Source organism: Acidovorax sp. Root219 (genome assembly GCF_001428665.1).
Classification (GTDB): domain Bacteria; phylum Pseudomonadota; class Gammaproteobacteria; order Burkholderiales; family Burkholderiaceae_C; genus Acidovorax.
Genome location: NZ_LMIJ01000002.1, coordinates 115,239 through 127,206 on the forward strand (window position 1 = coordinate 115,239; position 11,968 = coordinate 127,206).

Consider the following 11,968-nt stretch of genomic DNA (forward strand, 5'->3'; position numbering starts at 1 on the left):
ATTCGTTTTCACCATGAACCATCCTCTGTCGCCGTCCATGTCCACCACCATCACCAAGCAACCCCGCCTGCGCGCATTGGCCTCCCCCCTGCGGGTCGTGACCCTTTCCTGCCTGCCGATCCTGCTGGCGGCCTGCGGGTCCGTCACGCCCGTGTCGCTGACGCAGGATGAAGTCAAGGCGCGCGTCACCGCGGACCGCAAGGCCATCTATGCCGACCAGGAGCCGGTGACGGCCCCGATCACCTTCCATGAGGCATCGGCCCGCGCGCTCAAGTACAACCTGGACTACCGCCTCAAGCTCATGGAGAACGCGCTGGCCAAGAATCTGTCGGACGCCTCCACTTACGAGATGCTGCCCCGGCTGGTGGCGGGTGCGGGCTACGCCTCGCGCAACAACGACTCAGGCGGCAGCTCCATCGGCATCCAGGACCGCGTGGAATCCCTGCGCCCCTCCACCTCGCAAGAGCGTGACCGCACGCTGGCCAACCTGACCTTCTCGTGGAACGTGCTGGACTTCGGCGTGTCGTACTACCGTGCGCAGCAAAAGGCCGACCAGTTCCTGATGGCCGAAGAGCGCCGCCGCAAGGTTGCGCAGAACGTGCTGCAGGACGTGCGCAACAGCTACTGGCGCGCACTGGGCGCGCAAAAGCTGATCGGCCGCGTGGACGCGCTGCTGGCCCGGGTGAACACCGCGCTGGGCCAGGCCCGCCAGGTGGAAAAGGAAGGCCTGATGCCCCAGGCCCAGGTGCTGGCCTACCAGCGCGCACTGCTGGATGCGGTGAACCTGCTGACCCTGCGCCGCCAGGACCTGGAGCTGGCGCGCGCCGAGCTCACCGCACTCATGTCCATACCGCCTGGCACCACCTACACGCTGGCCGATGAGCAGGAGGTGGGGCTGCCCCCAACGCCCGGCAACATCGAAGAGCTCGAGCGCATGGCGCTGGAAAAGCGGCCCGAACTGCTGGAAGAGTCGTACCGCAAGCGCGTGACCGAAAACGACATCAAGGCCGCCAAGCTGCTGTTGTGGCCCAACCTGAGCGTGGACGCCGGTCCCAGCTACGACTCCAACAAGTACAACTACAACAGCAACTGGGTGGACGTGGGCGTGCGCCTGTCCTGGAACGTGCTCAAGCTGGCCCAGTTGCCCTCGCTGGAGCGTGCCCACAAGGCGCAGAACGAGACCGACGACCTGCGCCGCATGGCCTTGTCGATGGCGGTGCTGACGCAGGTGCGCGTGGGCGTGCAGCGCTATGACCTGGCGCTGTCGGAGCTGAAATTTTCCGAGGAAAGCCTGGCCGTGGACAGCCGGCTGCTGAGCTTCTCGCAGAAGGCCGCCAAGACCCAGTTCGACTCCCGCCTCGAAGTGATCCGTGCCGAGGCCCGTGCACTGCTGGCCGAATACCAGCGCTACGCCACCTATTCCAACGCCCAGGCCGCCTGGGGCCGCCTGTACAACTCGGTGGGCCTGGACGTGCTGCCCGACGCGATGGCCAGCCACGACGTCAAGTCGCTGGCCCGGGCCATGGAGGCCACCACCGGCAGCTGGCAGGCCCAGGTCTTCAAGACCAGCGCTGCCGCTACCGGCGCGGGAGCCAAGTGATGGGGGTACGCCACATGGTTGCCTGGCATCGCACCGCCGTTGCGGCGGCACTGATGGCCACCGCGGCATCGCTCTGGGCGCAGGCCGCACCGCCGGCCCCGGTGGGCCAGGCGGCCGACAATTCGCTGCAGCTGCGCTCCTCCGGTGGCCTGCAGGCACAGCCTGCCAAGGCCCCGGTTGGCCAGCCTGCGCCTGCGCCGGCGCAGCAGCCCGCTGCCGACCCCGGTGCGATCCGGGTGCTGCTGGCGCCGGAGCTGGAAACCACGCTGGTCTCGCAGATCGTGGGGCGTGTGTCCTCACTGAACGCCTCGCTGGGCGCGCGCGTTCCCAAGGGCATGCCGCTGGTGACCTTCGACTGCAGCGAGCCCTCGGCGCGCCTGCAGATGGCGCAGGCAGAGCATGCCGGCGCCAAGGAGACGCTGGATGTGAAGACCCGCCTGCTGGCGCTGGAGGCGGCAGGGCAGTCCGAAGTGCAGTTGGCCGCCGCTGCGGCAGAGAAGGCCAACGCGGCCATCCGGCTGTCGCGCGCGCAGATCGCCCAGTGCACGGTGATTGCGCCGTTCGCCGGGCGCGTGGTGCGGGTGCACGTCAAGCCGTTCCAGGGGGTCAATGCGGGCAGCCCGCTGATCGAAATGGTGAGCGAAGGGGCCTTGAAGGTGCGCCTGAACGCGCCCTCCAGGATCCTGCGCACGCTGCGCGAAGGCGCGCCCTTCGACGTTGCCATCGACGAGACGGGCAAGACCTACCAGGCCAAGGTCACGGCCATCAACGGCCGGGTGGATGCCGTCGCGCAAACCGTGGAGCTGGAAGGCCGCATCGAAGGCAAAAACCCCGAACTGCTCGGCGGCATGACCGGCGTGGCCCGATTCAAGGCCCTTCCCTGATCGCCATCCTATGAGTGCCAGCGCAGTGCATGCCAACCCGCGGTTGGCCGACATCGTCACATCCCTCGAAGCCCGCGCCCGCGCCGCCAACTCGGTGGGCGAGCTGGGCTTCAGCATCGCCAACGACAGCTACGGCCTGCTGGGTTTCCGCCAGGCCCTGCTGTTCGAGGGCGACACTGCCAGCGCGCCATTGCTCACGGTGTCGGGCCTGGCCCGCCCCACGGAGGACAGCCCCTACCTCATCTGGCTGCGCCAGGCCTGGCCCTGGCTGCGTGCCCAGTGCCAAGAGGTGCCTGGCTGGATCGCCCAGCCGCGCCCCGGCAAGGGTGTGCCGGCCGGGCTGCTCGATGGCTGGCAGGAGTGGTGGCCTGCCGGCGTGTGGGCGCAGCCCATCGCCCGGCGCTCCGGCGAGCGGCTGGGGTGGGCCCTCTTTCTGCTCGACGCCCCGCCGCCCGAACCGGCGGCGCAGGCGCTCGGGCGCCTGGCCGCCACCTGGGGCTACTGCTGGGAAATGCTGGCGGGCAAGCCACGCACCTCGTGGCGCAGCCGCTGGCAGCGCCTGGGGCGCGCGCGCCGCTACGCCCTGGTGGCAGCCCTGCTGGCGCTGCTCTTCATTCCGGTGCGCCACTCGTCGCTGGCGCCGGCCGAGGTGATCTCGCTCGATGCCCAGGCGGTCACCGCGCCCATCGAGGGCGTGGTCAAGGCCATCCACGTGCGGCCCAACCAGGCCGTGAAGGCCGGCGAGACACTGTTCTCGCTGGACGACACCACCTTGCGCAACCGGCTCGAGGTGGCGCAGAAATCCGTGGCGGTGGCCGATGCCGAGCTGCAGGTGGCCACGCAAAAAGCCTTCGACAGTTTTCAGAGCAAGTCGGACCTGGCGCTGCTCAGCGGCCGGTCCAACGAAAAGCGCGCCGAGCTCGAGGCCATACGCGCCCAACTGGCGCGGGTGGACATCGTCGCCCCGCGCGCGGGAGTGGCCGTGTTCGCCGATGCGGACGAGTGGCTGGGCCGCCCTGTCACCACAGGTGAGAAGATCATGCTGCTGGCCAACCCGGCCAAACCGGGTGTCATGATCAACCTGCCCGCGGGCGACGCCATCGCGCTGGAGCAGGGCGCTGCGGTCAAGCTGTTCCTCACGGTCATGCCGCTGTCGCCGTTCGACGCCAAGGTGTCCGAGACGAGCTACCAGGCCGTCGTCTCGCCCGAGGGCGTGGCCAGCTACCGCCTGCGCGCAGTGTTCGACGAAGACGCGGGCCGCACCCAGCAGGCCCGTATCGGCCTGCGCGGCACCGCCAAGATCTACGGAAGCCGCGTCTTCCTGGGCTACTACCTGCTGCGCCGGCCTCTGGCCTCGCTGCGGGAATGGACCGGCTGGTGAGCATGGACGCCGCGCTGGACCGCCTGCCGCTGCGCGAGGACCTGCGGCTGCACGAGGCGGCGCCCGACAAGGACGGCGCCCCCGCCTGGTCCATCCAGGACCCGGTGACCAACCGCTTCTTTCGCATCGGCTGGCTCGAGTTCGAATGCCTGGTGCGCTGGCCGGGCGACCCCGAGGCCATCGCCAAGGACATCGCCGAGAACACGCCCCTGTTTGCCGATCGGGAACTGGTGGAGGACTTTGGCCACTTTCTGGCGCAGCACCAACTGGTGCGCCCCTCGGCGCAGGGTGTGGCCCGACTGGCGGCCAAGGCCGGCGGCCCGGGCTGGCTGCACTGGCGCTGGTGGCTGCACCATTACCTTTTCATCCGCATCCCCCTGGTGCGGCCCGAGCGCTGGCTGGCCGCCGTGCTGCCCTTCGTGCGGCCCCTGTGCTCGGGGCCCGGCGTGGCGGCCATCGTGCTGGCGTCGCTGCTGGGCATCGTGATGGTGGCGCGGCAGTGGGACACCTTCGCGCATGGCGTCATGGACATCCTTTCGCCCAGCGGCATCCTGGGCTTCATGATCGCGCTGGCAGTCTCCAAGACCCTGCACGAGCTGGGCCATGCCTTCGTGGCCACCCGCTACGGTGTGCGCGTGGCCCACATGGGCGTGGCGCTGGTGGTGCTGTGGCCCATGCTCTACACCGACACCAGCGAGTCCTGGAAGCTGCGCACCCCGCGCCAGCGCCTGGCCATCTCCTCGGCCGGCATCCTGGTCGAGGTGGCGCTGGCCGGGCTCTCCACGCTGGCCTGGGCGCTGCTGGACGACGGGCCCCTGCGCCAGGCCATGCTCTACCTGGCCACCACCGGCTGGGTGCTGTCGCTGGCGCTCAACGCCAGCCCGTTCATGCGCTTCGATGGCTACTTCATCGCTTCGGACCTGCTCGACTACCCCAACCTGCACGAGCGCTCGGGCGCCATGGCGCGCGCCTGGCTGCGCCGCACCCTGCTGGGCTGGGACGAGCCCGACCCAGAGCCGGTGACCGTTCGCCAGCGGCGCGCGCTGGTGGGGTTTGCCGTGTTCACCTGGATCTACCGGCTGGTGGTGTTCCTGGGGATTGCCGTCGCCGTGTACCTGATGTTCTTCAAGGTGCTGGGCATTTTTCTGTTTGCCGTGGAAGTGATCTGGTTCATCGTGCGCCCCTTCTGGTCTGAAATCGCTGTCTGGCGCAAGCGCTGGTCCGAGGTGCGCCCTGGCAGGCGCTTCGTGCTGTGGATGCTGCCGGCCGTGGCACTGGTCGCCCTGGCCGTTCCGTGGCCGACCAAGGTCGAGGCCTCGGGCGTGGCCCGCGCCGAACGCCAGCAACTGGTGTTCGCCCCCTTCGCCGCCCGCGTCACGCGCGTGGCGCCTGGCGGCACGGTGGCGCAGGGCGCCTCGCTGGCCCAGTTCGAGGCGCCCGACCTGAGCGCGCGCGAGGTGCGCACCGACGCCCTGGTGCGCGCGCTGGAGCAGCGCCTCACGGGCCTGGTCGCGGACGAGCGCGGCATGGAGCAGCAAAAGGCCGCCACCGGCCGGCTGCAGGAGCAACTGGCAGAAGCCGAGGCCGTGGTGGAGGAAACCGGCCGCCTGCAGATCGCTGCGGATTTCGCAGGGCAGTGGGCCGACGTGGACCCCGCCGTGCAGCCCGGCACCTGGGTGGGCACGAAGACGCAGCTGGGTGTGCTGCTCGACCCCTCGAGCTGGGTGGTGGACGCCTATGTGGAGCAGCGCGAGGTCGAGCGCATCGAGCCCGGCGCGCACGCGCGCTTTCGCCTGCACCAGCAGTGGAACACCATGGACGCCACGGTGGTCAGCATCGACACCACCCGCACCGCCCGGCTGCCCCACGCCATGCTGGCCGCCCGCTACGGCGGGCCCATCGCCACGCAGCCCGACGGGCAGTCGTCCACCCCCGTGGAGGCGCTGTACCGCGTGCGCCTGCGCCTGGCCCAGCCCCTTCCGCAGGCCCGCGAGGCGCGGGGGCATGTGAGCATCGAAGCGCAGTCGCAGAGCCTGGTGCTGCGCACCCTGAAGCGCCTGGCGGCCGTGGCGGTGCGCGAAAGCGGGTTCTGACAGGGTGCCTGCCGGCGCACCAGGCCCCCGCAAATGCCGTAACCGGCGCACCAGAGCATCGCGGCGACAGCGATGAGCGGGGCTGATACCTCGCCGCGGCCAGGAGCCGCCGTGGGGCAGGTCAACGTCAGCGCAGGCGCTATCCTTGGCATATGACCTGCGCCACAGCTGCGGCTGCCCCCACGCGCCCCACCCTGCGCCATCACCTGCCGTTCGCCGCCGCCATCGGGTTGCTGCTGCTGTGCCTGCAGCGGCACGCCGGCTTCATGGTGCTGTTCGCCGTGCCGTTCATCGCCATCTGGCTCGTCTACAACACCGTGGCGGCCCTGCGCCGGCCCGCGGGGCGGCGTGTGCGGGCGTACAAGGGGGCCATTCTGGCGCTGGTGCTGGCGGCCATCACCGCGGTGCACTGGTGGTATGCGCACGACGCCCGGGCCCACGCGCAGGTGGCGGCCGATGCCGTGCTGGCCTTCCAGGCGCGCGAAGGGCGGTTTCCCGCGGAACTGGCCGACGCGGGGGTGGACCCGGCGCAGCTGCGCCGCCAGTGGCGACTGCACTACCAACTGGACGGGGACGGGCCCGTGCTTTTCTATGGGACGACCTTCACACCGTTCGAGACCCATGACTTCGATTTTGGGACGCGGGGCTGGGTTTACCGGCCCGATTGAGGCCCGCCGAGGGTTCTGGCGCGGCAAATTGCCTGCTGCACAACGCCCCCAGAATCCCTGAAATAGCTGTTTCCCCCCGGAACTGGGACAATACGGGGATATGAGCGAAGTACTGTCCCCCACGAAAACCCCCAAAGTCGGCTTTGTGAGCCTTGGCTGCCCCAAGGCCCTCACGGATTCCGAACTGATCCTGACGCAACTGAGTGCCGAAGGTTACGAGACCTCCAAGACCTTTGAGGGGGCCGACCTCGTCATCGTCAACACCTGCGGCTTCATCGACGATGCCGTGCGCGAGAGCCTGGACACCATTGGCGAGGCGCTGGCCACCAACGGCCGGGTCATCGTCACCGGCTGCCTGGGCGCGCGCGCGGGCGAGGATGGCGGCAACATGGTGCGCCAGATGCACCCCAGCGTGCTGGCCGTGACCGGCCCGCATGCCACGCAGGAGGTGATGGACGCCGTCCACCTGAACCTGCCCAAGCCGCACGACCCCTTCATCGACCTGGTGCCGGGCAACTTCGGCGTGGCGGGCATCAAGCTCACGCCCAAGCACTACGCCTACCTCAAGATCAGTGAGGGCTGCAACCACCGTTGCACCTTCTGCATCATCCCTTCGATGCGCGGCGACCTGGTGTCGCGGCCCATCGGCGACGTGCTGAGCGAGGCCAAGGCCTTGTTCGCAGGTGGCGTGAAGGAACTGCTGGTGATCAGCCAGGACACGTCGGCCTACGGCGTGGATGTGAAGTACCGCACCGGCTTCTGGGACGGCAAGCCCGTGAAGACGCGCATGCTCGAATTGGTGCAGGCCCTGGGCGAGATCGCCGAGCCCTACGGTGCCTGGGTGCGCCTGCACTACGTGTACCCCTACCCGAGCGTGGACGAGGTGATTCCTCTCATGGCCACGGGCCGCGTGCTGCCTTATCTGGACGTGCCCCTGCAGCACAGCCACCCTGACGTCTTGAAGCGCATGAAGCGCCCCGCCAGCGGCGAGCGCAACCTGGAGCGCATCCAGCGCTGGCGCGAGGCCTGCCCCGAGATTGTGATCCGCAGCACCTTCATCGCCGGCTTCCCCGGCGAGACGGAAGAAGAGTTTGCCCATCTGCTGGACTTCGTGCGCGAGGCGCAGATCGACCGTGCCGGCTGCTTTGCCTACAGCGACGTGAACGGCGCCGCCGCCAATGAGCTGCCCGGCATGCTGCCCATGGAAGTGCGCGAAGAACGCCGCGCCCGCTTCATGGCCGTGGCCGAAGAAGTCTCCATCGCCCGCCTGCAGCGCCGCGTGGGCGCCACCATGCAGGTGCTGGTGGACTCCGCCCCAGGCCTGGGCCGCAAGGGTGGCGTGGGCCGCACGTATGCCGACGCGCCCGAGATCGACGGCACGGTGCAGCTGCTGCCGCCCGAGAAGATCAGCAAGACCATGAAGGTGGGCGAGTTCACGCGCGCCCGCATCGTGGGCGTGCGCGGGCACGATTTGATCGCGCAGCCGATCTGAACCCATGGATGGCCCCCGCGCCTGCCTGCGTCCACCCGGCGAGCCGGGCTGAAAACGCAAGCGTGGCCGGGAGCGATGCGGATGTCCGTGGCTGAAATCCAGGCAGGTGACCGGGTGCGGTTGCTGGGCCTGCCGGACTGGCTGGTGCACGACCTCCCGCAGGACGAGCAAACGGAGCTGCGGGCCTTCGTCGGCCAGATCACCGAGGTGACAGACATCGACGCCTACGGGTATTTCTGGCTGGGCTTTGGAGGCACGGTCGATCTGGAAGAGCAAGCTCGCTACAGCGGCCACTCCTTCTGCGTTCCGCGCGAATTCCTGGAGCGAGCCATTGATTGAGCCGGGGCCGCACTCCTCTAAAAAATCGCGATACCTATGCTACGTACTTTGATCGGTCTTTGGTTCGGCCTGGCTGCAGCCATCTCGCTTGCAGCGCCTGCGGCCGCGCCGGTGCGTGGCGAGATCGATGCCTTGTTGGCCGCGCTGCAGGCTTCCAACTGCGAGTTCCAGCGCAATGGTTCGTGGCACGCAGCCACGGAGGCCAAGACCCATCTGCTGCGCAAGCTGGAATACATCGAAAAGCGAAGCACGCTGCCCAGCGCAGAAAAATTCATCGAGCTGGCCGCCTCGTCGAGCAGCGCCTCGGGCCAGGCCTACCAGGTCCGGTGCAACGGCACCGTGCAGCCCAGCGCCCAGTGGTTTGCGAGGCAGCTGGAAAGAATCCGGGCCGCTGGCTCTGCGGGTGCGCCTGGAGCCCTTGGCGCTTCATCCGCCAAGTAGGTGCCTGCGGCCCATCGCGGGCGGTTGAAGCATGTGGGGTGGTTCCCTTCCCGTTTTCGGGGCGGCCACGGGTTGCCAGATAGCAGCGCCCTAAGCTGGTGCGCAGCTGCGAAGCCCTGTTCAATTGCCTGGCCACACTGCCGCTCGCTACATAAATCTTTACACATTTGCACTGTAGCGCCGAGGGCGCAGCATCTGCGAAACCGCGCACTTCAAGGCACACTCCGGGGCATAACGGCAAGGTACTCCAGACGCCTGCAGCGCAACGCCGCAAGGGCCTGTTTCGCCTTGCCGTGCAAAACACAACAACACGACAAAAGCCGCCCCGCCGCCCATGCGCCTGTTCAGCAACGCATTGCGCGTCTCGATGCTCGAGGCGCGGTTGTTTCGCCGCTTTCCCAAGCTGCGCTGGTCGCTGCTGGGCGTGGTGGTGATACCGGCGTTCTATGCCTTCATCTACCTCGAATCGGTGTGGGACCCTGCCAGCCACACCGGCAACCTGCCGGCCGCCATCGTCAACCTGGACCGGGGTGCCATGGCCAACGGCCAGGCGGTAAACCTGGGCATGGACCTGGCGCAGACCTTGAAGGACAAGCAGCAGTTCGGCTTCTACGAAGAGGGTGACCCCGATGCTGCGCGGCGAGCCGTGCGCCAGGGCAAGAGTTTGTTTGCGCTGGTCATCCCTGCCGATTTCAGCGCCGGGGCCATGGCGGCGGGCTCGCCAGGGGCGGGCAAGCTGGTGGTGTTTGCCTCCGAGGGCAACAACTACGCGGGTGCCGGTTTTGCCAAGCGTTTTGCCGAAGAGCTGGGCCACCAGGTCAACGAGTCGCTCAACGAAAAGCGCTGGGAGGTGGTGCTGGGCGCCAGCTCTTCGGCGGCCGACAGCCTGCAGCGCCTGCACGAGGGCGTGGCGCGCCTGCGCGAGGGAGCGGCGGCGCTGCACAGTGGCACGGGCAAGGCCGAGGGCGGCTCGGCCCAGTTGGCCAAGGGCGCAACGGATCTCTCCACCGGTGTGGCACAGCTGGGCGATGGCATGAAGCAACTCGGCGCGGGGGCCCGCACGCTCGATGCGAAGAAGCCCGAGCCTGCCGACCTGCAGACCCTCAAGAGCGGCGCCGCGCAACTGGCCAGCGGGCATGGGGAGTTCAAGCAGGCCCTGCCGCAGCTGGAAGACGGTGCGCAGCGCCTGGCCGATGGGGCAGGGCAGTTGCGCGATGAGTCGAAATCCATCCTCTTCGTGGGCGACAAGGTCTCGGGCGCCGCCGGGCAGTTGGCCGATGGCGCCACCCAATTGCGTGGCGGCCTGCAGCAGGCCGGCCAGGGCGAGGCCAAACTGGCCGAGGGCGCGCAGGCCCTGTCGCAAGGCGTGGCCCAGATGGCGGACGGCTTTGCCGCCTATTCGGCCGGCGCATCCACGCTGGCAGCCAAGGTGCCGGCCGATGCCAAGGTGGACCAGTTGGTGGACGGCAGCAAGGCGCTGGCGGGCGCCGCCAGCGAGCTGCGCACAGGCCTGCTGAAGGTGAAGGATGGATCTTCGCAACTGGTGCTGGGGCTCGACACGCTGGAGGCCGCCCTGCCCACCGTCGGCCCGGGGATGGAGGGCACGGCCAGCGGCCTGGCGATCTCGGTCCAGCCGCAGATCGAGATCGATGCGCCGGTCAAGAACAACGGCATGGGCCTGGCGCCCAACTTCATTCCCATCGCGCTGTGGCTGGGCGCGGTGATGACGGCCTTCATCTTCCACCTGCGCCGGCTGCCCGAAGAGGCCGCAGGCTACTCGCGCGTGTCGCTGCTGCTGGGCAAGCTCGGGGTGCTGTGGAGCGTCAACCTGGTGCAGACCGCCTGCGTGCTGATCATGGTCTGGTTCATGCTGGGCATACAGGCCGTCAACACCCTGGGCCTGGCGCTTTCCATGGCGGTCACGTCGCTGACCTTCATGCTCGTCATCCTGGCCCTGGTGCGCGCCTTTGGCGACGTGGGCAAGGCCATCGCCCTGATCCTGATGGTGCTGCAGCTGTCGTCTGCCGGCGGTGTGCTGCCGGTGGAGCTGACCAGTGCCTTTTACCGCGACATCAGCCCCTGGCTGCCCTTCACCTGGTCCATCAAGGCCGTGCGCGCCAGCGCCTTCGGGGCCCTGGGCGGCGAGTGGGGCATGGCGCTGGCCGTGCTGGGCCTGTTTGCGGCCGGGGCCTTCGTGTTCTCGCTGTGCGTAGGGCAGTGGAAGTTTGTGTCGCCGGAGGAGCACCGGCCGGCGATGGACATCTGATCGCCGCACCGCCGACCGGGCCGGGTGGGGTGACAGAAGGGCGGTGAAGCCCTGGGGGCTGGTGGTAGATTCGTCCAGCCCTTCTTCCCCTTGCTGCCCCCATGTCCGCCCTTCTGTTTTTGCTGGTCGTCCTGTTCTGGGGGGCGGTCGCGTCGGTGTTGGTGTTCAAGCTGGTCAAGCGCGTGCCGTTGGCCATCGGCTGGCGGGTTGCGCTGTGGTTCGTCGTCACGCCCCTGCTGTTGGTGGCCCCCATGGCCGATGAGATCGCCGGGGCCCGGCAGTTCGAGGCGCTGTGCCGGCCGGAGAACGCGATCAAGGTGCACTTCAAGGTCGCGCACCCGCGCGACCTGCTCGAGGTGTTCCAGCAGCGCGATACGGTGCCGGGCCGGCTGATTCCCATCAGCATCCAGCAGGTGGACTACCTGGACGGCAAGACAGGCACCCTGGCCGCGTCGATCAAGGTCTACAGCACCGAAGGGGGCTGGTTCTCGCGCAAGATCCTGCACGGCTGGGGGCCCTGGTTCGGGCGCGCGCAATGCAGCCCGCACCCAGGCCACGCGCGCCAGTGGCTCACCCTGGCGGGAACCATCTGAAACTCAGGCGAACTCAATCCCCTTGGCCGTGAGGCCCACCAGGTCGATGCGCACGGCCGTGGCCTCCAGGTTGCCCGCCATCACCACCAGGTCGGGGGCCGATACCCCACCCGCCATGATGTCGGTCAGCAGCTTGAGCTCCCCATCCGTGCCCGCCCGGCCCACCACATTCGTCCACAGCGTCTGCGCAATCTGCGTAGGCGTGCTCGCT

General features: G+C 68.5%; 11 protein-coding genes. 10 read left to right on the forward strand and 1 reads right to left on the reverse strand.

Translation table 11 applies throughout. The features are described from left to right. Nucleotides 1-13 precede the first annotated feature (13 nt). The 10 genes from ASE28_RS02855 to ASE28_RS02900 all read left to right on the forward strand — a co-directional run bounded on the left by ASE28_RS02855 (nt 14) and on the right by ASE28_RS02900 (nt 11,757). Nucleotides 14-1,600: a TolC family protein gene (locus ASE28_RS02855; protein WP_235516029.1), complete on the forward strand. Its 1,587-nt coding sequence runs from the start codon at nt 14-16 to the stop codon at nt 1,598-1,600. 14 nt (nt 1,601-1,614) lie between these two features. Beyond that, nucleotides 1,615-2,484, forward strand: coding sequence for an efflux RND transporter periplasmic adaptor subunit (locus ASE28_RS02860; RefSeq protein ID WP_235516030.1), 870 nt, complete (start codon nt 1,615-1,617; stop codon nt 2,482-2,484). Nucleotides 2,485-2,494: 10 nt separating this feature from the next. Then, the gene (locus tag ASE28_RS02865; RefSeq protein WP_057264524.1) at nt 2,495-3,865 is read left to right on the forward strand and encodes an efflux RND transporter periplasmic adaptor subunit; all 1,371 of its coding nucleotides are present in this window, start codon (nt 2,495-2,497) and stop codon (nt 3,863-3,865) included. 2 nt (nt 3,866-3,867) lie between these two features. Beyond that, nucleotides 3,868-5,958 (forward strand): site-2 protease family protein, encoded by a 2,091-nt coding sequence (locus ASE28_RS02870; protein WP_057264554.1) that lies wholly within the window; start codon nt 3,868-3,870, stop codon nt 5,956-5,958. Nucleotides 5,959-6,110: 152 nt separating this feature from the next. Next, entirely contained in the window at nt 6,111-6,626 is a 516-nt protein-coding gene (locus tag ASE28_RS02875; RefSeq protein ID WP_057264526.1) for a hypothetical protein, read from the forward strand. 100 nt (nt 6,627-6,726) lie between these two features. Then, complete coding sequence (gene rimO / locus ASE28_RS02880) at nt 6,727-8,118, forward strand: 30S ribosomal protein S12 methylthiotransferase RimO (protein ID WP_057264528.1); 1,392 nt, start codon at nt 6,727-6,729, stop codon at nt 8,116-8,118. Nucleotides 8,119-8,199: 81 nt separating this feature from the next. Next, nucleotides 8,200-8,457, forward strand: a complete 258-nt coding sequence (locus ASE28_RS02885) for a hypothetical protein (protein WP_057264530.1) — start codon at nt 8,200-8,202, stop codon at nt 8,455-8,457. A gap of 36 nt (nt 8,458-8,493) precedes the next feature. Continuing rightward, nucleotides 8,494-8,898: a DUF5329 family protein gene (locus tag ASE28_RS02890; RefSeq protein ID WP_057264531.1), complete on the forward strand. Its 405-nt coding sequence runs from the start codon at nt 8,494-8,496 to the stop codon at nt 8,896-8,898. 334 nt (nt 8,899-9,232) lie between these two features. Beyond that, nucleotides 9,233-11,164, forward strand: a complete 1,932-nt coding sequence (locus ASE28_RS02895) for a YhgE/Pip domain-containing protein (protein WP_057264533.1) — start codon at nt 9,233-9,235, stop codon at nt 11,162-11,164. Between the two features lie 101 nt (nt 11,165-11,265). Then, complete coding sequence (locus ASE28_RS02900) at nt 11,266-11,757, forward strand: hypothetical protein (protein ID WP_057264535.1); 492 nt, start codon at nt 11,266-11,268, stop codon at nt 11,755-11,757. A 3-nt stretch (nt 11,758-11,760) separates the two neighbouring features. Here the strand turns inward: ASE28_RS02900 and ASE28_RS32435 are convergent. Then, the coding region (locus tag ASE28_RS32435) for a hypothetical protein (protein WP_162262233.1) at nt 11,761-11,968 on the reverse strand (208 nt) is incomplete at its 5' end.